Raw genomic sequence first — 21,292 nt, forward strand, 5'->3', positions numbered from 1 at the left:
CATGGTCGCCCCGACCAGCCCGGACAACCGCACGGCCGGCCGTCCCTACGCGTCACGACTCTGGGCGGCGGGCTGCGCCACGGCAGCCGTCGCCGCCCTGATCGCCCTCGCCGGAGCGGCGGTGTCGCAGGCCGTGTTCGACGTGCCCCTGCTCGCGGCGGACATCGCGGGCCTGGGGTGGTCGACCACCGCGACCGTCGCCGGTGGCGCGGCGCTGATCGCCCTGGTCCTCACCGGGGTGCTGCACGCGCTCCTGGCGGCGGTGCCGCGGCCCGTCGCGTACTTCGAGTGGATCGTCGCCCTCGTCGGCGTCGTCCTCGTGTTCGTGCCGTTCGCGTACGACGCCCCGCGCGGGAGCCAGGTGGCGACGTCGGTCGTGTCCGGCCTGGTGATGGTGGCCATCGGCTCCTTGCTGGGCACGCAGGGCGCCCTGATCGACCGCGGCCGGGCACGCGCGAGCGGCTGACCGGGCGCGGGTCAGCCGCGCCCCGAGGCCAGGTGCTCGTCGAGCGTGTCCGAGCGCAGCGCGTCCATGAGGGCGGCGAACGGGCCGGGGTCCGGCACCACGGTCGGGGAGCCGTCCGCGGCGGTGCCGGGCGTCGTCGGCGCCGTGACCACCTGGACGTCGTCGGGCCGCAGCGTGCGCAGGCTGGCGAGCAGCCCGAGCATCGTGCCGCGGTCGAGGCCCTCGTCGACCGCCACCGAGCCCGACAGGACGTCGAGCAGCTCGAGCCACGTCGTCGGGTTCGAGCGGACGTCGTCGTGGCCGAGCCGGTCGAGGATCGCGCGCAGCCAGAGCTGCCCGCGCTCGGCCCGTGCGGCGTCGTCCTCGGTGTCCTGCACCCACGCCAGGGCGAGGCCGCCGGTCAGCCGGTGCCGACCGGCCGGGACGGCGACGCGGCCGCGGACCACGACGTCGTCCGTGACGTCGAGGTCGACCCCGCCCAGCGTCTCGGTGACCCGCGCGAAGGTCTCGGCGTCGGTCAGCGCGACGTGGTCGACGCGCACGCCTGTGAGCTGCTCGACGGCCTGCACCGCACCGGCAGGCCCGCCGAGCGCGGCCGCCGAGCGCAGCGGGGCGGGCTCCGAGCCCGGGACGTCGACGCGGAGGTCGGGCGGCAGGGCGACGACCTGCGCGCTGCGGCGGTCCGCGGCGACGTGGGCGAGCAGCACGACGTCCGTGCCGGCGCCACCGTCCGCTCCGACGTCGTCCCCGCCCCCGTCGTCTCCGCTCGCACCGAGCACGAGGACCGTGAGCGCCGGTTCGGTGGCCGAGCCCGCGGCCGGGGGAGCGGGCTCGGGCGGTCGCGTCGGGAGGTCCGCGAACGGGTCCGGGAAGCGCTGGACCCGGCTGTCGAGGCGGTCGACCGCGACGAGCGCGCCGGTGGTCCCCGCGACCACGAGGAGCACGAGGGACACGAGGACGGCGAGGACGACGGTCCGCAGGACGCTCCGCCGGGCGCGCGCGGCGGGCGGCGGGCGCTCGTCGTGCGCCGGGGCGGGGTGCTCGGCGGCGAGCTCGGGGCGGACCGTCTCCGTGATGCCCTCGACCGCGGAGAGCACCTGGTGGAGCGCGGCGGCGTACGCGGCCTCGTCGCGGCCGGCGGGGTCGAGCACGTCGTCGTCGGCGGCGGCCCGCGGTGTCGTCGGCGTGCGGTGCCGGGCGGCGACGCCGACGAGCGCGGACAGGCGTCCCGCGACGTCACCCTCGGGCAGCACCTCCGGACCCAGGGCCCGCGCGACGCGGGCGAGCTCCCGCAGCGTGAACGTGCGCCGGATCGCCGACGGCACGGCGCGCACGACCGCGGCGCGCTCCTCCCGCGTCGCCGTCAGCACGAGGTCCGCCGAGCGCACGAGGTCCGGGTCGAGCGCGCGCGCCTCGTGCGGCTCCGCGTCCGCCTCCACGGGGCCCAGGTGCTCGGGGAGCGGAGCGGGCAGCTCGTCCTCGGCCGTCACCGCCGTCCCGGCGCTGAGGACGACGACGGCGCCGTCCTCGCCGAGCCGCGCGCGCAGGAGCTGCTCGGCGGCGGGTGAGCGGCACACGTTGCGCGTGCCGACCACCAGCACCCCGAACGGGCGGGCCGGTGCCCCGGTCGTGGTCGAGACCCCGGAGGACGGGTTCACCCGGACCATTGTGCGGGAGCCCCCGTGCCCTGGCGAGGCTCCGCCCGAAGGTGCGGGCCGGTCGGTCTCGCCCCGGTTCGCCCGCCTCGGTTCGTCCCGCCCCGGGGCTCAGCCCACGACGGTGATGCGGTCGTCGGTCGGGGCGGAGAGCGGACGGTGCGCGCCCAGGTAGGCGATCAGGGCGTCGAGGTCGATCGGTCCGGTCGTCCGGTTCGTGCCCAGCGTCAGCGTGCTGAAGCCGTCGCCGCCGCCCGCGAGGAAGTTGTTCACCGTGATCCGGTACGTCGCCGCGGCGTCGACCGGGACCCCGCCGATCGTGACGGTCGCGTCGACCACCCGCGTGCCCGCGCACGGGTCGGTGCCGGCGGGAGCCGTCGTGCCGGCAGGGTCGACCGCGTAGGTCAGCGTGGCGGACGGGTACAGCGTGCGGCCGACCTGGAGCTGCTGCTCGAGCACGCACTGGAGCTGGGCGCCCGTCAGGTCGAGCGTCACGAGGTTGTTCGCGAACGGCTGCACCGTGAACGCCTCCTCGTAGGTGACCGGGCCCGCGTCGAGGTCCGCGCGCACGCCGCCCGGGTTCATCAGCGCGGCGACCGCGCCCGCCTCGTCGTCCGTCGCGGCCAGCTGCGCGTCGGCGATCACGTCACCGAGCGCGGACTGCCCGAGCGCGCCCGGGAACAGCGCCTCCTGCTCGCGCGTGAGCGCGGTCGTGGTCTCGCCGACCACCTCGTCGGCAATCGGGCCCAGCACCTCGCTGTACCGCGCGACGAGCGCGGACTGCCGCCGGTCGGGTGCGACGTCGCGCGTCACGATCACGTTGTCCGCTGCGGCGGTCACGACGTCGCCGGTGCGGCGGTCGACCGTCAGGTCGATGTCGGTGACGAGGCGGCCGTTCGAGCCGGCGCTGGTGACGAGCGTGCCGTCGAGGTCGCAGCGGTACGCCTGGTGGGTGTGCCCGCTGAGCACGACGTCGATGGCGTCGCTGAAGCCCGCCGCGATCTCGACGATCGGGCCGGTCAGCCCCGCGCACCCGTCGACGTCCCAGGCGTCCGGACCGGTCTGCGCCCCGCCCTCGTGCAGCAGGACGACGATCGCCTCGACGCCGCGCCGCTGCAGCTGCGCGGCGTACCGGTTCGCGGTGGCCACCTCGTCCGCGAACTCGAGCCCGGCGACGCCCTCCTGGCTCACGATGTCGGCCGTGCCCTCGAGCGTCATGCCGATGAACCCGACGCGCACCGGGCCGACGCGGTGGATCGCGTACGGCGGCAGGAGCGGCTCGCCCGTCGCGGTCACGAAGGCGTTGGCGGACAGGTACTGGAAGTCGGCGCCCGCGTAGGGCGTGCCGTCGGCGCAGCCGTCGACCGGGTGGCAGCCGCCTTCCTGGATGCGCAGCAGCTCGGCGGCGCCCTCGTCGAACTCGTGGTTCCCGACGCTCGCGTAGTCCAAGCCCGCGAGGCCGAGCGACTCGATCGTCGGCTCGTCGTGGAACGCCGCCGACAGCAGCGGCGAGGCCCCGATGAGGTCACCGGCCGCGACCGTGATGGTGTGGCGCTTGCGCTGCTCCGCCGCGAGCTGCGCGAGCTGGGTCGCGAGGTACTCCGCACCGCCCGCGTCCACGGTCGGCGCCGGGTCGGTGCCCACCGCCGGTCCCACCTGCACGCGTCCGCCCGACCCCGACGGCGGCTCGAGCGCCCCGTGGAAGTCGTTGAGCGCGAGCAGCTGGACGTCGACCGTGCGGGGCCGGTACCCGCCCCGGTCGGCGGTCGCGGTGCTGCCGGTCGTCGCCACCGCGAGGCCCGCCAGCGTCGTCGCGACGACCGCGGCGAGCGTTCCACGCACGAGAGGTCCGTTGCCCATGATGTCTCCCCGTCGAGCCCGGTGGACGGACCCCCGCCCGTCCCTCGTCGACGGTACGCCGCGCACGGCGACGCGGGGAGGGCCGGGGCGCGACGTCGGGCCGTCCACGAGGTGATGTCGGAGCGGTGCGTGCCGGGTCCCGGTCGGTGCTCAGGCGTCGCGGCGCGCGGTGACCAGCCAGGCGCGCCCGTCGAACCAGACGCCGTCCTCGCGCCGGTGCGCGGCGAGCGTCGCGCGGAGGCGGTCGAGGGCGAGCGCGGCGGCCTCGGCGTCGAGGCCCGCGAGGGCGGACGTGGTGCAGGTGAAACCGCGGACCCAGGAGAGGGCGGAGCTCACGTCGGGACCGAAGCACAGGGGCTCGCGCACGTCGGTCAGGGCGACGTCGGCGAACCCGGCCGCCCGCAGGACGGCGCGCACGACGTCGGGGTCGCCGAGCGAGAACGGGTCGGGACCGGGCTCGGACCCGGGCGCCGGCCCCGGCGCGTCCGCCGGGGCGTCGGCACCGTCGAGCGCCGTGCGGAGCTCGACGTGCCACGCGTTGCGCGCCGGCGTCTGCCAGACGAGCATCGCGAGCCGCCCGGCGGGAGCCAGGGCGCGGCGCACGTTGCCGAACGCCGCCACGGGGTCGTCGAAGAACATCGTGCCGAACCGGCTGAGCGCGACGTCGAACCCGCCCGGCGGGAGCGGGTGCACCTGCACGTCGCCCTCCTCGAACGCCACGTCGACGAGCCCCTCGGCGCGGGCGAGCTCCCGGGCGCGCGCGATCGCGGGCCCGGACACGTCGACCCCGAGCGCGCGTCCGGTCCGCGACGCCCGGGCGGCGTCCCGCGTGGTCCGGCCGGTCCCGCAGCCGAGGTCGAGCACGCGCTCGCCCGGCCGCACCGCCGCGGCGCGGCGCAGCACCGGGTCGTAGCGGCGCAGCTCCGCGTCGTACCCGCCCGCCGCCGCGTCGCCCGGTGCTGCATCGCCCGGTGCCGCGCCGTCCGCCACCACGCCGTCCGCCACCACGCCGTCCGCCACCACGCCGTCCGCCCTCACGACGCCGTTCGTCACCCGGGGGCCGTGCTCCGCCGGGAGCCCGCCCGTCATCTCCGTCCCGGCCCCGGCGTCGTCCCGGCGAGGCCCTGCTCGGCGGCGTAGGCCTCGAGGCGGTCGGCGAGCTCGTGGGGGCGGCTCAGCGCCGGGGTGTGCCCGCCGTCGATCTCGTCCGGCGTGATGCCGAGGCGCTCGCGGGCCACCCGCCGCAGGTACCGCGCCGTGAGCACGCGGTCGTCGCGGCACAGCAGCACGCGGGTCGGCACGTCGGGCCACGCGCGCAGCGGCGACGGCTCGCGCATCCGGGCCTCCGACTGCCGTGGGGCCCGGCGCTGCGCCTCGAGCGCGAGCGGGCGCGGCACGTCGGGGTAGAACATTTCGATCTCGTCGCCGTACCCGTCCCACGCGTCGTCGGCGTAACGGGTGTTTTCGGTGTGCTCCGCGGGCACCTCGCCCGGCGCCGGGATCATCGCGGCGACGAGCACGAGCAGGCGCGCCGGGAGCCGCTCGCAGACCAGCGGTGCGGTGAAGCCGCCGAACGACTGCGCGACGACGACGACGTCGGGGCTCAGGCCCGGTGGACCCGCGTCCGCCCGGGACCGCTCGACCGCCGCCACGACGGCGTCGGTGTACTCGACGAGCCCCGCCGTGTCGTCGTCGCACGGGAGGTCCGGCGCGACGACGTCGTGGCCCCGCGCCCGCAGCTCCGCCTCGACGAGGTGCCAGTACCAGCCGACGTCGCCGGCTCCGTGGATCAGGACGAACGTGGCCATGCCGTCTCCTCCGTGCACCGGTGCTCCGACCCCCGACGGTCCCAGACCCTGCGCCTCCCGTCACCTCCGCAGCCCGGGCCGCCGGCTCCTGGGACGTTCGGCCCTGTGCGGCGCGCGGGCGCACGAGGATCGTCGGAAGGGTCAGGCACCACGGCGCACGGAACACGCCACCGATGAAGGAGGCATCTCATGTCTGCCACACGTTCCGCCGAAGCCCGCGTGACCCACCCCGCCACGCTCGTCGAGCAGGACCTCGTGACGTCCGCCACCGGCCGGCGCTGGCTCGCCGTGACCCGGCTCGCGACGGGCTTCATCTTCCTGTGGGCGTTCCTCGACAAGACGTTCGGCCTGCACTACAGCACCGGCGCCGCGGTCCCCGGGGGCGAGCCGAGCCTCGCCTGGATCGACGGCGGGACGCCCAGCCAGGGGTTCATGACGTACGCCGCCGTCGGCCCGTTCAAGGACACGTTCGCGTCGATGGCCGGTCCGGTGAGCGACTGGCTGTTCATGCTCGGGCTGCTCGGCATCGGCGCCGCCGTCATGCTCGGCGTCGGGCTGCGGATCGCCGCCGTCGCGGGCTCGATCATGATGGTGCTGATGTGGGTCGCCGAGTGGCCGCTCCTTCAGGGCTCGACCAACCCGGTCGTCGACTACCACCTCGTGTACGCGCTCGTGCTGGTCGTGTGCGCGACGCTCCTCGCCGGGGACACCTGGGGTCTCGGCCGCTGGTGGGCCGGCCTCCCCGTCGTGCAGCGGGCGTCCTGGCTCCGCTGAGCACGGCCACCGTCAGCCGGCCGACGGGACGCGCCCCCTGCGCGGCTCGCCGGCCGGCGTACGCGCCGGGCGGCCGCGGGAGGCGCCTCGGACGCCCCGCGCGCCGGATGCTCGTCCCGGGGTCACCCTCGGTACCGGCCGACCGCACCCCGCGGCGGAACGTGCTGTGCCGGGTGCGGGCACGACGTTAGGGTGACCGCTGAACGTGCTGTCGGCGGCGTCGAGGAGGATCCGTGCCAGGCGTCACCGGTGCCGACGTGGCACGCGAGAGCGGCGTCTCCCGGACGACCGTGAGCTACGTCCTCAACTCCCGCCCCGACGTGGCGATCCCCGAGGCGACGCGCAAGCGGGTCCGCGACGCGGCCGCGCGCCTGGGCTACACCCCGTCGGTCGCCGGCCGCGCGCTGCGCATGGGCCGCAGCGACCTCGTGCTGTGCGTGCTGCCGAACTGGCCGGTCGGCCCGGTCATCGACACGCTGCTCGACCACCTCGCGAGCGAGCTCGCCGACCGGGGCCTGTCGATGCTGGTGCACCACGACCGCGGGCGCCGGCCCATCGCCGAGCTGTGGCGTGCCGTGACCCCGCGCGCCGTCGTCGGGCTCACGGCGTTCACGGACGACGAGGAGCAGGCGATGCGCCGCGCCGGGATCCAGGTGCTCACGAGCTCGCTCGACGAGGACCCGCACCCCGAGAGCTTCTCCGTGCCCCAGATCGGGATCGGCCGGCTCCAGGTCGAGCACCTCGCGGAGCGGGGGCACCGCGTGCTCGGGTACGCCGCGCCGGCGGACGAGCGCCTCGCCGTCTTCGCCGACCGGCGGCTCGCCGGTGCGCGGCTCGCGTGCGGCGCCCGCGGGCTGCCGGAGCCGCAGCCGCACGAGGTCGAGCTCGACGTCGCGTCCGCGTCCGCCGCGGTGCGGGCCTGGCGTGCGGGACCCGAGCCTGTCACGGGCGTCGTCGCCTACAACGACGAGGTGGCGCTCGCGGTCCTCGCGGGGTTGCGGGCGGAGGGCCTGCGGATCCCGGAGGACGTCGCGGTGATCGGCGTCGACGACATCCCGGCGGCCGGGCTCGCGGCGCCGGCGCTCACGACGGTGTGGCAGGCGACCGACGCGCAGGCCCGTCACCTCACGCGCGCGGTGCTCGCGGCGCTCGACGGCTCGAGCGTGTCGCTGCAGGCGCCGGACGACCTCTTCCACGTGGTGCAGCGCGCGTCGACGTGACCGGGCTCGCACGCAGCACCGGCCCGGCAGCGTGTGCTGCCGGGCCGGTGTGCTGCTGGTCGGGCGGGCCTAGCTGAACGTGAACCAGTTGACGTTGAGGAAGTCGGCCGGCTGGCCCGAGTCGAACGTCAGGTACACGGTGTGCACACCGGTCGTCGGCTGGATGTTCGCCGGGATCGTGCGCCACGACTGCCAGCCGCCGGTGTTCCCGACCGCGAAGCTGCCGATCGGCGGCGCGGTCGGGCTGCCGAGCCGCACGTTGACGAGTCCGCTGATCGACCCGCCGGCCCCGGAGGCGACCCGCGCGCTGAACGTGCCGCGCGGCGTCGTCCCGAAGTTGACGTTGTCGAAGCGGACGTGGTCGCCGTTCGCGATCCACGCGATGTTCTCGCCGCCGTCGACGTCCTGCGTCGCCTCCTTCTGCACGCCGAGCATCCCGCTGTAGGCCTCGGCCTGGATGCGGGACGTGGCGTCCACGCCCGTGCTCGACGACGCGGTCGTCACGTTCACCGCGGCGCTCGCGGCGGACCGGTTGCCCGCGGCGTCGTAGGCCCGGACCGCGAACGCGTACGCGGTCGCGGGGGACAGGCCGGTCACGGTGAACGTCCGGCTCGCGGTCGAGCCGATCACCGAGCCGTTCCGGAGCACGTCGTAGCCGGTGACGCCCACGGCGTCGGTCGACGCGTTCCACGCGAGCGTCGTCGCCGAGGCGGTCGTGCCCGAGGCCGCGAGGCCTGAGGGGACGGACGGCGCCGTGGTGTCGCCGCCCGAGGACGGGCTCGTCGTCACCGAGACGGCGTTGCTCGCCGCCGAGCGGTTCCCGGCCCCGTCGACCGCGCGCACCGTGAAGCTGTACGCCGTCGCGGGGGACAGGCCGGTCGCCGTGTACGTCGTCCCGGTCACCGTGCCCACGACCGAGCCGCCGCGCAGCACCTCGTAGCTCGCGACGCCCGTGCCGCCCGAGCCGTCGTTCGACGCGCTCCACGACAGCGTCGTCGCGCTGGACGTCGTGCCCGACGCGGCGAGGCTGCCCGGCACCGACGGCGCCGTGGTGTCGGTCGGCGCCGACGTCGTGGACGCCGTCACCGAGCGGGCCGGGACGTTGAGCGTGACGCCGTTGGAGAACCGCACCGTGATCGGGCTGCCGCTCATGTTGGCCGCCTGGTAGGTCCGCACGCCGTTCTTCACGAAGACCGCGTGCAGCGGCGTGTTCGCCGTGACCGAGCGGTCGACGGTCCCGAGGCCTGCGAGGTTCTTGAGCCAGTAGAAGGTGTGCGCCCTCGACTCGCCCTCCTCGACGGCATACGAGCTCGCCTGGGCGCGGAACTGGGAGAGCGCGGTCGGCGCGTCGGCCAGGGCCTGGAACTCCCAGATGATGTCCTTCCACACCGTCGCGGGCCCGCCGTTGTTGCGTTCGAGCTCGGCGAGGTTGCGCCCGATGTACGCCGGGTTGTAGCCCAGGTACAGGTGACCCGCGGTGCTGGGCAGCAGGTTGATGCCCTGGATCATCTCGGGCTCGGCGCTGAACCACGTGGAGTACGAGCCGCCGTCGCCCCAGACCATGCCGACCGTCGAGTGGCCGAACGCGGCGGGGAACGCCTCGTCGTCGGTGTCGAACCAGTAGTTCTCGATGGCCGACGCCTGCGTCGTGTACAGGTAGATGCCGAGGTCGCGGACCGCCTTGTTGCCGGTCACCTGACCCCACTGGATGAGCCCGCTCGCGAAGTTCATGCCCTCCGACGACGACTCCTGGTTGTTGCCCGCACCGAACGCGCCGTGGCCGGCCGCCCAGTCGTGGCCCGCGTAGATGTCGAAGTCGCGCAGGAACGGGAAGCGGGTGTCGCTGCGGTCCCAGTTCGCCGCGTCCTTGATGACCGTGTTGACCATGCCGCCGTACGCGGACTCGGCCGCCCACGCGGGGTCGAACTGCGCGACCGTCGCGGCGCCCACGACGTAGTACCCGTAGTGGAAGTGGTGGTCGTTGAGGTCGGTGTCCGAGCCGTAGGAGGCCGGGTAGCCGATGAGCGTGCCCCACGCGGGGTTGTACCAGAACGAGCGGGTCGTCTCGCCGGGCGACGCGGTCATCCAGTCGGTCAGGCGCGTCTTCATCGAGCTGACGAGGCGGTCCCGCGCGGCGGTGTTGCCCGTGAGGTTCGCCATGTGCGCGACCTGGGAGATCCGGCCGAACGCCTTGCCGGTCCAGTAGGTGTCGTCGCCGAAGCCGGCGAACGGGTCACCCGTCGCGACCTGCTCGACGTAGCCGTTGAGCTGCGTGTCGTCGGCGGAGCCGGCCGGGAAGCCCGTGTTCGCGAGCTGCGGGAGCACGCCGTTGAAGCTCGCGACGGTCTGGAACTGCGAGCTGCCGATCACGACGCGCATCGGGCCGCGCGGCGAGACGTAGGAGTACGCGCTCGGCGTGGCGCCGCTGAGCTGGTCGCGCTGGTGCGGGTAGAGCGCGTACACCGTGCCGGTCCCCGAGCCCTGCCGTGCCGTCGTGGTGAACGCGTACGTCGCGGTCATCTTCGCGCTGGCCTCGTCGTAGGACCAGGAGACCTTGGTGCCGGTCACGTGGTTGTGCGCGTAGGGCGCGTAGGCGTTGAGGGCCGCGACGCGGTCGGCGTTCGAGCTGCCCGACGACGTGGGGAGCACGGCGACCGAGAAGAACGAGCCGCCGTTGAGCGAGGAGCTCAGGGTGCTGCCCGAGACGGTCCACGTCGAGCCCGAGGGGCCGAACGCGGCGTAGTCGTGACCGTTGATCGTGTAGCCGACAGCGCCGCCGCCGTTGCTCCACACGGTCGGGGCGGCCTTGCCGGTCAGCGTCGCGTTCCCGCCGGTCTTCGTGGCGTACACGAACGGCAGCCCGTGGCCGAACGTCGTGCGCAGGCTGCTGGTGCCGTTGGTCCACAGCTCGCTGACGGTCCAGTCGGAGTAGCCGTCGACCTTGCCGTCGGAGCTCAGGCCCGCGATGCCGAGCCGGAAGTCCTCGGTGTAGTTGTAGTGGTACTCGCTGACGCCGGTCGCGGTCCCCGAGATGCTCGCGGTGGTCGGGTAGCTGACCCCGAGCCCGTCGGTGTACGCGTGGAACGCGAGCGGGTGCGCCATGAGGTTCTCGGAGATCGACGCGCAGTCGAACTTGCGCCACAGCAGCGACGTCCACCAGTCGTTCGTCGGGACCGCGCCCGCGGGGAAGTTCGCGGTGACGTGCGCCCGGGGGTTCGTCACGGGCGTGCCGTTGCACTCCGTCGGGACGGCCCCGCCCGTGGGCGTGCCCTCGGCGTAGCTGCCGGCCCCGACGGTCGCGGCGTCCGCGCGCGGCGCGACGGCCGCCTGGAGGACGTAGGCGAGCAGCGCCGCGAGGACGACGAGCGCGACGAGCACGCGGCCCTGGGGTCGGGCTCGGTGCCGCCAGGTCGGCGTCGTTGGTTCTCTCCCTGCAGACATCCGGATGTCTCCCGATCTCGGTCGTGCACAGGGCGGCCGACGGGTCCGTCGGACGCCACGGGGCCGGTGCGGCCCCGTTGTCACCCGCGTCCCCCGGTCAGCAGGTGGTGCCCCGGCGGCGTGGTGCGTGCCGGGAGGTGGTGCGTCGGTCGTGCTGCCCGGCGCGGCGGTGCGGGCCGGCGCTGGGCCGGCCCGTCCGGGTCGCGTGCGGGCGGTGGATCAGCCCGACCCGGTCCGCGGACGGGGTGGGGCGGCGGCGGGTGCGGCCGCAGGCGAGCTCGTGCTGCCCATGAGGAGTCCTCCACGCTGAGGTTCTCGGTAGGTGAATCGTGTCACTAGGTGACGGCTCAGCGTGTGGTGGGCGCTCGCCGAAGTCAATGGAAGTCACGCGGTTCACCCGTTCGACGTACTCCCGACACCGGCCCGAAACCTCACCGCGCGCTCGCGGGCCACCGACGCGCGGGTGGACGGGTGAACTTCCGCGACGTCGTCGCAGGTGGCGAGGGGGTCGACGGCCGAGCGCCCGCACCGTCACGCCGACGACACAGCGCGTTCATCGCGCGTCCGTAGCGTGAGCGCCGCCCACCACGACGGTGGGCGACGTCACGACCGGGAGGTCCGCGGTGCCGGAGTACACGTGTCTCGACGGGATCCTCGAAGGTCACGTCTTCAGCTGGCCGGCGTCCGTGCGCGCGGGGGAGACCATCACGGTGGGCGTCACCGACGTCGCGCACGACCCCGGTCCGGGCGATGCGCCGGAGGCCGACTACGTGCTCGCACGCGCACCCTTCGCGGGCCGGCCGGGCGAGCTCGCGTTCGTCGCGGCGCGCGGCCGCTGGGTCTGCCCCACGGGCTGACGCGCGCCCCGCGCCCGCTCGGCGGACCGGCGCGGGCGCACCTCGGGGCGCTTCACCCTCGCGCACCGTTCCGCTTCGCCCCGGTTCGTGGTGGTCTGGGTGCTGCGCGCCCGCTCGCCGCCCGGAGGCCGACATGACGCACCGCCCCGCACTCGCCCCGCTCGTCGCGACCCTCGCGGCCACGGCGCTCACCCTCACGCTCGCCACGGGCGTCGGCGGAGCCCCCACCGGGCTCCCGGCGCGCCCGCCCGCTGCCGCCGGCGTGGCTGCCGCCGCCGGCGTGGGCGCCGCTGCGGTCGAGGGAGAGGTGCACTTCACCGCCGCCGGCGACTACGGCGCCGGCCCCCAGTCCCGGGCGGTGCTCGGCCTGATCGGCAGCCTCGCACCCGACCTCAACCTCGCGCTCGGCGACCTCTCGTACGGCGCGGTCGGCGGCGAGCAGGCGTGGTGCGACCTCGTGACCCAGCACGTCGGCGCGGGCTTCCCGTTCGAGCTCCTCGCGGGGAACCACGAGTCCAACGGCGCCAACGGCCACATCAACGACTTCTCCTCGTGCCTGCCCAACCAGCTCCCCGGGCTCGTCGGGACCTACGGTCGGCAGTGGTACGTCGACGTGCCCGCGCAGGACCCGCTCGTGCGGTACGTGATGATCTCGCCGGGCCTGACGTTCCCCGAGGGCCTCGCGTCCTACACCGCCGGCTCGCCGCGGTACGCGTGGACGGCTGCGGCGATCGACGGTGCACGGGCCGAGCAGATCCCGTGGGTCGTCGTCGGGTCGCACACCCCGTGCCTGTCGATGGGCCAGTACCCGTGCGACATGGGGCCCGACCTCCTCAACCTGCTGCTCGCCTCGGACGTCGACCTCGTGCTGCACGGGCACGAGCACCTCTACCAGCGCACCAAGCAGCTCGGGCACGGGACCGGCTGCACGCGCCTGACTCCCGGGACCGCCGACCTCGACTGCGTGGTCGACGCCGACGCGAGCATGGTCAAGGGCGCCGGCACGGTCTTCGCGACGGTCGGCACGGGCGGCGTCGTCCAGCGCGACGTGAACCCTGCGGACGGCGAGGCGCCCTACTTCGCTGCGGCCTCCGGGCTCGCGACGTCGACGTGGGGCGTGCTCGACGTGCGCGCGACCGCCACGACGCTCACGGCCGGGTTCGTGCGGGCCGACGGCGGCACGTTCACCGACGCCTTCACGATCGGTGGCACGCCCGACCCCGGCGGCACGCCCTTCGCGGCGGACACGTTCACGCGCACGGTCGCGTCGGGCCTCGGCAGCGCCGAGACGGGCGGCGCCTGGCGCACGAGCGGCACCGGCTACTCCGTCTCGGGCGGCGCAGCGCGTGTGCAGCTCGGTGCCGGGGCCGGGCGCGAGCTCGCGCTGCCCGTCTCCTCGGCGTCGACCGACCTCACGCTCACCGCCACGACCGACCGCGCCACGACCGGCGGCGGGCTGTACGTCTCGGTCGACGGCCGGCGGGTCCCCGCGGTCGGGGTCTACCGGGCGAAGGTGCACCTCCGCTCGACCGGCGCCGTGGCCGTGGCGCTCACGCGGACCGCCGGCTCGAGCGAGACGGTGCTCGTGCCGGCCGTCGTCGTCCCCGGGCTCGCGCACGTCCCCGGGACGCGGCTCCAGGTGCGTGTCCAGGTCACGGGCACGTCCCCGACGACCGTACGGGCCCGCGTCTGGCGTGCCGGCGACCCGGAGCCGGCGACATGGCAGGTCACGACGACCGACGCGACCGCGGGGCTGCAGGCCGCCGGGGAGATCGGCGCGAACCTGTACCTGTCGAGCTCCGCGACGGGCACCCCGCTCGTCGTGCAGCTCGACGACGTGGTCGCGCGCACGCCCTGACCGGGCGGTCGACCCGCGGGAGCGGCACCGTCGCGGGCGGGTGGCCCGGTCACGCCCTGCGGGCGGCGTGCGCCCGGCCGGCGCTCAGGCCGCGTGCACCGTGAACCAGACCGTCTTGCCGCCCGCGTGCGACTCGACACCCCACGACTCCGCGAGCAGCTCGACGAGCTCCATGCCGCGGCCCCCGAGGTCCTCGGGCGCCGAGCGGTGCACCACGGGGGCCGTCGGGTTCGCGTCGGTCACCCGGACGGTGACGCGGCTGTCCGCCCAGCCCACCGAGAGCACGATCCCGTGCTCGGCCGAGCCGTACTTGACGGCGTTCGTCACGACCTCGCTGGTCAGCAGCTCGACGAGGTCGACGGCGGGCTCGGGGGCCTCGTGCGCGCGCAGGACCGGCACGACCCAGTGCCGCCCGCGGTGCGGTGCGCTCGGGTCGGCCTCGAGGCGCAGCTCGGCGCGCGCGTCGGTCCTCACCGGACCGCCTCGGGCGTGCGGGTCCGCACCGGGTCGAGGCGGAGCGCCAGCACCACGACGTCGTCCTGCGGGCGGGACGGCAGCATCCGCGCCACCACCTGGTCGCACAGGTCGTCCAGGCCGCGACCGGCCAGCTCCTCGAGCGTCGCGCGCAGCCGGGCCAGGCCCTCGCTGATGCCCTCGTCGCGGCGCTCGACGAGCCCGTCCGTGAACAGGACGAGCGTGGCACCCGGCCGCAGCGTGAGCGTGGCCTCCGACCGGGCGGCGTCCGGGTCGACGCCCAGCAGGAGGTCGGGCCGGACCCCCACGACGTCCTCGACGCTCCCGTCGGGCTGGATGAGCACGGGGGAGGGGTGGCCCGCGTTCGACCACCGGACCGTCGCCTCGCCGCGCCCGGCCTGCTCGCACGAGTGCTCGAGCCGGGCGACGAAGGCCGTGGCCATCGTGGGCGTGCGCAGCGTGTGCATCGTCTGGTCGACGACGCCGAGCAGCTCGGCGGGCCCGGCGCCGGTCGCGACCGCGATGCCGCGCAGGGCCGCCCGGAGCTGGCCCATCGTCGCGGCGGCGGCGCTGTCGTGCCCGAGCACGTCGCCGATCACGACGACCGTGTCGCCGCTGCGCTGCGGGAAGGCGTCGTACCAGTCGCCGCCGACCTCCGCCGCCTCGGCCGCAGGGACGTAGCGGGCCGCGATCTGGACGTGCTCGGGGCCGGCGGGCTCCGCGAGCAGCGACCGCTGGAGCTCTTCCGCGAGGTGCCGCTGCTGGCGGTACAGGCGGGCGTTGTCGAGCGCGAGTCCCGCCCGGCCCGCGAGGTCCTGCGCGGCGCGCAGCTCCTGACGCGTCATCGGCCCGCGGGCGGGGCTGTTGTAGAGGGTGACGAGCGCGAGCGTGCGGCCGCGCCCGCGCAGCGGCAGCACGGCACCGCTGCCCGGGGCGAGCCGCGTGACCAGCTCGCGCGCCTCACCCGGCTCCAGGACCGACCGTGCCGCCTGCGTCGCATCGCTGCGCACCTCGACGACCTGCGCGGTGCGCAGCGCGCGCTCGACGTACGACTCGTCCCGGAGCGACTCGAGACGGCAGCCCGCGTACCGGGAGACGAGAGGGAGCAGGCGCGCGTCACGGTGCGCGAAGCCGACGTCGCGCATCACGGGCGGCGTGGCGGGGTCGTCGGCGTGGTCGACGACGGTGACGATGCACCAGTCCGCGAGCGTCGGCACCAGCAGCGGGGCGAGGCGCGAGACCGACTGCTCGACGTCGAGGGTCTCGGTGAGCCGGTCGGTGACCTGGGCCTTGAGCCGCTCGAGCCGCGCGGCGTGCTCGGCCGCGCGCTGGGCGCGGTGCCGCTCGGTGACGTCCTGCAGGTAGACCGCGAGGCCGTCGGGCCCGGGCCAGGCACGCACCTCGAAGATCGCGTCGAGCGGCGCGGGGTGGTGCGCCTCGAACCCGACCGTCTCGCCCGTGTGCGCCGCACGCAGGTAGCCCGTCTCGAACTCGGTCCCGCGCGTCTCCGGGAACACCTCCCACAGGACGCCGCCCAGGAGCTCCTCGCGCGGCCGGCGCAGCAGCTGCTCGGCCTCGCTGTTGACGTAGGTGAAGCGCCACTCCGCGTCGACCGAGAAGAACGCCGTCGGCATCGCCTCGAGCAGGCGTGCCGTGCGCGCCTCACCCTGCTGGCGTGCCGTCGCGTCGAAGGCCGCACCCACGGCGCGCGCCGGGCGGCCGTCACGGTCCAGCACGAGCCTCCCGCGCGCGAGCACCCAGCGCGCGTCGGCGTGCGGGACCAGGACGCGGAACTCGATCTCGAGGTAGCCCTCGGACTCCACGGCGAGCTCGAACGCGCGCGCGACCCGGGGCCGGTCGTGCGGGTGCAGCCGTTGACCGACCGCCCCGATCGTCCCGTCGAACTCGTCCGACCCGAAGCCGAACACGGCCATGAGCTGCTCGTCGAGCGCGAGCTCGCCGGTCACGAGGTCCCAGGCGTACGTGCCGATCTGGGCCGACTCGACACCGGCACGACCGAGCGCGGACACGAGCGACGGGTCGGTGGGGGTGGTGGGTGCGGGCTCGCCGGCGCGGGAGAGCGGGGACGGCACCGCCGGGCTCGTCCGCCCGGTCGGCGCCGCGGGGGTCGGGGCGCTCGGCTCGGACGGCTCCAGGTCGGACCTGCTGCCGGGCACGGACCCTCCCCTCCGGGTTCGACCCGAGCGATCCCGGGCGACGGACGTCGGACGCGTCGCGGGCGCCCGGAGGGCGGTGACGTGCACCGCGCCCCTCAGGCACTATCGGTCGGCGGGGCCCCCGGATCAAGGGAAGACGGTGAGGCGCTCGCCTCAGTCGTCGTCGTCCTTCTTGCCCTTGCCCTTGGGGCCCTTCCCGGGTCCGGGTGCCTCGTCCTGCGCCGCGCGCGCCGCAGCCTCCCGCGCGGCCGCTTCCTCTGCTGCGGCCTGCTCGGCGGCTGCCTGTTCCGCTGCGGCCTGCTCTGCGGCGGCCTGCTCTGCGGCGGCCTGCTCCGCAGCAGCCTGCGCCGCCGCCTGGGCCGCCAGCGCTGCGGAGACCTCCTGGTCCGTGCGGTCGAGCGCGTCGTCGATCTGGCGGTAGCGCGCGGTCGACACCTCGCCTGCGTCGACGGCCGCCTCGAGCTCGCTGCGCACCTGGGCCAACGCGGCCTGTGCGGCGCCGTGGCGGCCCGCGGCGGCCTCCTCCGACACCGTGAGCACCGACTGCTGGAGCGCCGCCGCACGCTCGGCGTCGAGCTCCGCGCCCTGGCCGCAGCCCGCGAGCACCACGACGAGGGCGAGCGCCGGGGCCAGCAGGGCGCGGGCCCGTCCTGCGCTCATGGCTGCACGCTCCGCTGCAGGTCGTCGAGCGCGTCGCCGAGGCTGCCCTCGACGACCGGGTACGACGGCGGCACCGGCGGGGTGCCGCTGGACGACTGGAGGGCGAGGACCGTCGCGCCTCCCGCGCACAGCAGCAGCGCCACCGCCGCGAGGCGGGTGCCGCGGCGCGCGCGCCGGTCGGCCTCGCGGCCCGGAGCGGGTGTCTCGTCGAGGACGGGGGCGGGGCGTCCGGCCCCCGTCGCGGGCGGCGCGGGCGAGGTCGACGGGACCCGGGTCGAGCCGTGCGTGGGCCCGGCGACGGCGTCCCCGCCCGGCTGCGTGAGGACCGGCTCGGGGGGGACGGGTACGCCGCGCCCCGGTGCGACGGGCAGCACGGCCGTCGTGCCCGGGTCGGCGGGACGCGACGCGGGCTCGACCCGCGGTGCCGCGCTCGCAGGGGCGGCGGTCCGCGAGCCCTCGGCGGGCGAGGGCACGACCGGTGCGGCGGCGGTGGGCGAGGGCGCGACGGGTGCGGCGGCGGTCGGCGAGGGCACGGTCCGTGAGGGCGCCGTCGCCGAGCCCGCGGTGGGCGAGGGCACGACCGGCGTGGCCACGGTCGGCGCGGGCGTGGCCCCCGTGCCCGCGGGCTGCTCGGCCAGCACGGCGAGGCGCACGGCGACCTCGGCCGCGGTGGGGCGGTCGCGCGGGTCGCGGGCCGTCATCTCGCCGAGGAGGTCGGACCACGCGGAGCCGAACCTCCCCGGGACCGCCGGCGAGCTCGTCAGGCGCGCCGCGACCGCCTCGAGCGCGGTCCCGGTGAACGCCCGTTCGCCCGTGAGGCACTCGAGGAGCACGAGCCCGAGCGAGTAGACGTCGCTCGCGGGTCCGACCCCCGAGCCCGTGGCCTGCTCGGGGCTCAGGTAGCTCGCGGTGCCCATCGTGGTCCCGGTGACCGTCAGCCGTGCGCCGTCGGACAGCCGGGCGATCCCGAAGTCCGCGAGCTTGGCCCGGAGCTCGCCCGCGCCGCCCGTGTCGTCCGCCGGGGGACGCGCGCCGCCGAGCCCGTCACCCTCGCCGACGCCGGCGAGGAGCACGTTCGCGGGCTTGATGTCGCGGTGCACCACGCCGGCCGCGTGCACGACGACGAGCGCGTCGGCGACCTGCCGCCCGAGGTGCGCGACGTGCGCCGGCGGCAGCGCTCCGGCGAGGAGCCGCTCCGCGAGCGTGCGACCCGGCACGAGCTCCATGACGAGGTAGGTCTGCCGCAACGGACCGCCCGCGGGCACGCTCCCGGCGTCGTGCAGGGTGACGAGACCGGGGTGGTTGAGCCGGGCGAGGACCCGCATCTCGGCCTGGTGCCGCTGCAGCTCGTCGGCGCCCTCCGCGACGGGCGGGAAGAGCTTGACCGCGACGTCGCGCCCGAGGACGAGGTCGTGCGCGCGGTGGACCGTCGCCATCCCGCCCTGCCCCAGGACGTCGTCGAGCCGGTAGCGGTCGGCGAGGACGGTGCGGGTGCCGAGGTCGGGTGCTGCTCCCACGGTGCTCCTCCTCCTGCGCTCGGGCGACCGACTCCAGCGCGCCCCCGTGCGAGTCGTGCCTCGAACGTAGGCGGGGCCGACGTGGTCCGCACGTCGGCCCCGCCCGCGGGCACGCCCGCCGGGCTCAGGACGGCGCGACCGTGTACTGCGCCTCCGCCGCCGCGCGGCCGCCCGCGACGTCGTCGGGCGTCGCGGTGCCGGACCCGTCGACCGCCTCGGCCCACGCGTCGATCGAGCCGCGGTTGAACTCGATCATCTCGGGCGACCCGGCGAACGCGAGCGGGTCGCCCGAGGCCTCGCCGCGCAGGCCCCGGCCGAGCTGGAGGAGGGCCCCGTCCCAGCCGGGGCCCACGAACAACGCGCCGGCACCGCTGCCCGCGATCGCGAGCGGCACGGTGTGCACGAGCTCGACGGTCGTGCGTCCCGCCGCCTCGACGAGGCTCACCGAGACGACGCTGTCCGGCATCCCGAACGTGATCTCGAGCCGGAGCGGGCGCTCGCAGCGGAGGATGTCGCCGCCCGCGTTGCCCTCGATCTGGAACGAGCCGCCGACCCGCAGGTCGCCGGTCACCGGGGAGAACCAGCGGGCGAGCCGGTCGGCGTCGGTCAGGGCGTCCCAGACGTCCTCGACGTCGGCGTCGTACGCGCGGGCGACCGTCACGGAGACGGTCTGTGCGCTGTCGTCGCGTGCGACGCCGCGGTGCAGTGCGGCGAGCTCCTGGAGCAGATCGATCATGGTGCGGTCCTCTCGGTCGACGTGCGGGCGCGCCGGTCCCGGCGTCCCCGTGCGAGCTCCGTGCCGAGCGCGTCGAGGCGCTGGTCCCAGTACTCGCGGAACGGCTGCAGCCAGCGGTCGACGTCCTGGAGCGGACGCGCCTCGACGGCGTACAGACGGCGTGCGCCCTCGGCCCGCACGCGGGCGAAGCCGTTCTCCCGGAGCACCCGCAGGTGCTGGGAGACGGCGGGCTGGCTGATGCCGAACTCGGCACGGATGACGGCCGTGACGTCGCCGGACGACCGCTCGTCCTCGAGCAGGAGCTCGAGGATCCGGCGGCGGACCGGGTCTCCCAGGACGTCGAAGGCGTGCACCGGGAGAGCGTATAGGTAGGTGCTTATATAAGGCAACGCCTATGGCGTTCGCCGGTGCGCCGTAGGCTGCCGGGGTCCGCCCGCCCCGTGCGCCGACGGGCACCGACCGTGAACCGACGCCCAGGAGGCGCCCGATGACCCCGCGTGCCCACGCCCCGCTGCCCGACGAGTGGGCCGGCCCGATCCTCGAGCTCGTCGACCGGACCCGGGCCGCCGCGGCGCCCGCAGCCGACGACGACGGCGCCTGGGCCACCGCGGAGGCCGGACAGGAGCGCCCCCGCACCGGTCACAGGGCCGCGCGGCGCACCGCCTCCGCGGGGCAGAGCGCCGCGCACCTGCTGCGGTTCCGCGCGATCGAGGCGGTGCAGCACGGGCACGACGAGCCGTGGACGCTCGCGCTCGCGACCTCGACGGAGGCCGTCGGCTCGTGGGACTGGGACACGCGCATGCAGGTCGCGCTCGACCTGCGCCGCACGTTCCGGCACCTGCCCGCCGACGACGACACCGACGCGCGGCGGGAGACCCGGCTCGTCGCCGCGTGGCTGACCCACTCCGACGGACCGGGGCTCGTCGTCGCGACGGGGGAGCTGTGCCGCGCGGTCCTCGCCCTCGCGCCGAGCCCGACCGACCTCGCCGCCGCCTGGTACGCGACGCACGGGGACCGCCTGCTGCGCGAGCTCGCCGCGCGCGGGCCGGCGGTCCACCCCGACCTCGTGCGCGAGGCGGTGCGGGGGGTCGACGCCGCTCGCGTCCAGACGCGCACCCACATCGCCGACCACGTCGGCATCAGCCGCGAGGAGCTCGAGGCCCACCTCGACGGCGGCGCCGCGGACTGACGCGCCGGGCCGCGCACCGGCGGTACGCCGTGTCGCCCGGCCGGGTGAGCCCCGCGCGCCGGACGGCGCGGGCGGCGCGGCAGACGGGGGATTCGTCCGCTCGGTCGGGCTCCGGGCGTTTACGGTCGTGCTGTCCGAGTTCCCGCGCGGAGGCGAGGCCCCCGGTGTACACGCTGTCCTCGCCGACCGTGCTCGCGATCGACGCCGCGTGCCACCCCGCGGCGCGCGACCTGCTCGGTGCGCTCAGCGCGACGTTCCGCCTGACCGGCACCGCGCTCACGCACCTCGGGCTCGCGGCGCTCGACGTCGCGCCGGGGGAGCGTGCGGCCGCGTGGCGCTCGCTCGAGGAGGTCGACGCCCGGACCCGCACGACGCCCGCCCTGCTGCGGGACGCGGTGCAGGGCGGCCCGGGCGCGGCGCGGACGCTCGCGCGCAGCCGGCTCGGCCGCGTCGCGGACGTCGTCCGCCTCGTGACCCGCGAAGCCGCTGCGTGGCCCGACGCACCCGACGTCGCGGTGGCCGGCGGCGACGTCGTGCCGGCGCCCGCCGCCGCGGCCGCGGGGATCGTGGGTGTCTGGTGGGCGTCGCCCGACCTCGCGG

18 protein-coding genes are annotated in these 21,292 nt (G+C 76.0%); 7 read left to right on the top strand and 11 right to left on the bottom strand.

All coding sequences use genetic code 11. The features are described from left to right. Position 1 precedes the first annotated feature (1 nt). Positions 2-466, top strand: a complete 465-nt coding sequence (locus tag AB6N24_RS10315) for a DUF6069 family protein (RefSeq protein WP_412869317.1) — start codon at positions 2-4, stop codon at positions 464-466. 11 nt (positions 467-477) lie between these two features. On the opposite strand, the gene AB6N24_RS10320 is transcribed toward AB6N24_RS10315, so the two are convergent. From AB6N24_RS10320 to AB6N24_RS10335, 4 genes are all read right to left on the bottom strand, one after another. Continuing rightward, the gene (locus AB6N24_RS10320; RefSeq protein WP_412869318.1) at positions 478-2,124 is read right to left on the bottom strand and encodes an LCP family glycopolymer transferase; all 1,647 of its coding nucleotides are present in this window, start codon (positions 2,122-2,124) and stop codon (positions 478-480) included. Positions 2,125-2,232: 108 nt separating this feature from the next. Next, the gene (locus AB6N24_RS10325; RefSeq protein ID WP_412869319.1) at positions 2,233-3,981 is read right to left on the bottom strand and encodes a bifunctional metallophosphatase/5'-nucleotidase; all 1,749 of its coding nucleotides are present in this window, start codon (positions 3,979-3,981) and stop codon (positions 2,233-2,235) included. 150 nt (positions 3,982-4,131) lie between these two features. Next, positions 4,132-5,019 (bottom strand): class I SAM-dependent methyltransferase, encoded by an 888-nt coding sequence (locus tag AB6N24_RS10330; protein WP_412869320.1) that lies wholly within the window; start codon positions 5,017-5,019, stop codon positions 4,132-4,134. A gap of 47 nt (positions 5,020-5,066) precedes the next feature. After that, the gene (locus AB6N24_RS10335) at positions 5,067-5,789 is read right to left on the bottom strand and encodes an alpha/beta fold hydrolase (protein ID WP_412869321.1); all 723 of its coding nucleotides are present in this window, start codon (positions 5,787-5,789) and stop codon (positions 5,067-5,069) included. Between the two features lie 189 nt (positions 5,790-5,978). Here AB6N24_RS10335 and AB6N24_RS10340 point away from each other — a divergent pair, with 189 nt between their 5' ends. Both AB6N24_RS10340 and AB6N24_RS10345 read left to right on the top strand, forming a co-directional pair. Beyond that, positions 5,979-6,563 (top strand): DoxX family protein, encoded by a 585-nt coding sequence (locus AB6N24_RS10340; protein ID WP_412869322.1) that lies wholly within the window; start codon positions 5,979-5,981, stop codon positions 6,561-6,563. A 233-nt stretch (positions 6,564-6,796) separates the two neighbouring features. Beyond that, positions 6,797-7,783, top strand: a complete 987-nt coding sequence (locus AB6N24_RS10345; RefSeq protein ID WP_412869323.1) for a LacI family DNA-binding transcriptional regulator — start codon at positions 6,797-6,799, stop codon at positions 7,781-7,783. Between the two features lie 69 nt (positions 7,784-7,852). Here AB6N24_RS10345 and AB6N24_RS10350 read toward each other — a convergent pair whose 3' ends face one another. After that, positions 7,853-11,161 (bottom strand): glycosyl hydrolase, encoded by a 3,309-nt coding sequence (locus AB6N24_RS10350; protein ID WP_412869324.1) that lies wholly within the window; start codon positions 11,159-11,161, stop codon positions 7,853-7,855. A 686-nt stretch (positions 11,162-11,847) separates the two neighbouring features. Here AB6N24_RS10350 and AB6N24_RS10355 point away from each other — a divergent pair. Further along, a complete protein-coding gene (locus tag AB6N24_RS10355) occupies positions 11,848-12,081 on the top strand; it encodes a hypothetical protein (RefSeq protein WP_412869325.1) in 234 nt (77 codons plus the stop codon). A 133-nt stretch (positions 12,082-12,214) separates the two neighbouring features. After that, positions 12,215-13,939, top strand: a complete 1,725-nt coding sequence (locus AB6N24_RS10360; protein ID WP_412869326.1) for a metallophosphoesterase — start codon at positions 12,215-12,217, stop codon at positions 13,937-13,939. An 84-nt stretch (positions 13,940-14,023) separates the two neighbouring features. On the opposite strand, the gene AB6N24_RS10365 is transcribed toward AB6N24_RS10360, so the two are convergent. The 6 genes from AB6N24_RS10365 to AB6N24_RS10390 all read right to left on the bottom strand — a co-directional run bounded on the left by AB6N24_RS10365 (position 14,024) and on the right by AB6N24_RS10390 (position 19,856). Then, positions 14,024-14,413, bottom strand: a complete 390-nt coding sequence (locus AB6N24_RS10365; protein WP_412869327.1) for an ATP-binding protein — start codon at positions 14,411-14,413, stop codon at positions 14,024-14,026. Further along, entirely contained in the window at positions 14,410-16,590 is a 2,181-nt protein-coding gene (locus AB6N24_RS10370) for a SpoIIE family protein phosphatase (RefSeq protein ID WP_412869328.1), read from the bottom strand. The genes AB6N24_RS10365 and AB6N24_RS10370 overlap by 4 nt, the downstream gene beginning before the upstream one ends. Before the next feature lie 153 nt (positions 16,591-16,743). Further along, positions 16,744-17,250 carry a mucin-associated surface protein gene (locus AB6N24_RS10375; RefSeq protein ID WP_412869329.1) on the bottom strand — a complete coding sequence of 169 codons (507 nt, stop codon included), beginning with the start codon at positions 17,248-17,250 and terminating at the stop codon, positions 16,744-16,746. Continuing rightward, positions 17,247-18,767 (bottom strand): protein kinase domain-containing protein, encoded by a 1,521-nt coding sequence (locus AB6N24_RS10380; RefSeq protein ID WP_412869330.1) that lies wholly within the window; start codon positions 18,765-18,767, stop codon positions 17,247-17,249. Before AB6N24_RS10380 ends, AB6N24_RS10375 begins: the two co-directional genes overlap by 4 nt. A 124-nt stretch (positions 18,768-18,891) precedes the next feature. Further along, a complete protein-coding gene (locus AB6N24_RS10385; RefSeq protein ID WP_412869331.1) occupies positions 18,892-19,503 on the bottom strand; it encodes an SRPBCC family protein in 612 nt (203 codons plus the stop codon). Further along, a complete protein-coding gene (locus tag AB6N24_RS10390; RefSeq protein ID WP_412869332.1) occupies positions 19,500-19,856 on the bottom strand; it encodes an ArsR/SmtB family transcription factor in 357 nt (118 codons plus the stop codon). Before AB6N24_RS10390 ends, AB6N24_RS10385 begins: the two co-directional genes overlap by 4 nt. A 134-nt stretch (positions 19,857-19,990) precedes the next feature. Between AB6N24_RS10390 and AB6N24_RS10395 the strand changes: the two genes are divergently transcribed. Together AB6N24_RS10395 and AB6N24_RS10400 are read left to right on the top strand one after the other, a co-directional pair. Beyond that, complete coding sequence (locus tag AB6N24_RS10395; protein WP_412869333.1) at positions 19,991-20,692, top strand: hypothetical protein; 702 nt, start codon at positions 19,991-19,993, stop codon at positions 20,690-20,692. Between the two features lie 164 nt (positions 20,693-20,856). After that, positions 20,857-21,292 (top strand): hypothetical protein (locus AB6N24_RS10400; RefSeq protein WP_412869334.1); only part of this gene is annotated, 436 nt, incomplete at its 3' end.

Origin of the sequence: Cellulomonas jepli, from assembly GCF_047229345.1 — a bacterium.
In the GTDB taxonomy this organism is placed as follows: Bacteria; Actinomycetota; Actinomycetes; order Actinomycetales; family Cellulomonadaceae; genus Cellulomonas_A.

Excerpts from the sequence above, each read along its gene's own strand:
- AB6N24_RS10375 (WP_412869329.1), bottom strand. The coding sequence starts at position 17,250 with ATGAGCGCAGGACGGGCCCGCGCCCTGCTGGCCCCGGCGCTCGCCCTC.
- AB6N24_RS10325 (WP_412869319.1), bottom strand. The coding sequence starts at position 3,981 with ATGGGCAACGGACCTCTCGTGCGTGGAACGCTCGCCGCGGTCGTCGCG.
- AB6N24_RS10395 (WP_412869333.1), top strand. The coding sequence starts at position 19,991 with ATGACCCCGCGTGCCCACGCCCCGCTGCCCGACGAGTGGGCCGGCCCG.
- AB6N24_RS10335 (WP_412869321.1), bottom strand. The coding sequence starts at position 5,789 with ATGGCCACGTTCGTCCTGATCCACGGAGCCGGCGACGTCGGCTGGTAC.
- AB6N24_RS10385 (WP_412869331.1), bottom strand. The coding sequence starts at position 19,503 with ATGATCGATCTGCTCCAGGAGCTCGCCGCACTGCACCGCGGCGTCGCA.
- AB6N24_RS10340 (WP_412869322.1), top strand. The coding sequence starts at position 5,979 with ATGTCTGCCACACGTTCCGCCGAAGCCCGCGTGACCCACCCCGCCACG.
- AB6N24_RS10360 (WP_412869326.1), top strand. The coding sequence starts at position 12,215 with ATGACGCACCGCCCCGCACTCGCCCCGCTCGTCGCGACCCTCGCGGCC.
- AB6N24_RS10315 (WP_412869317.1), top strand. The coding sequence starts at position 2 with ATGGTCGCCCCGACCAGCCCGGACAACCGCACGGCCGGCCGTCCCTAC.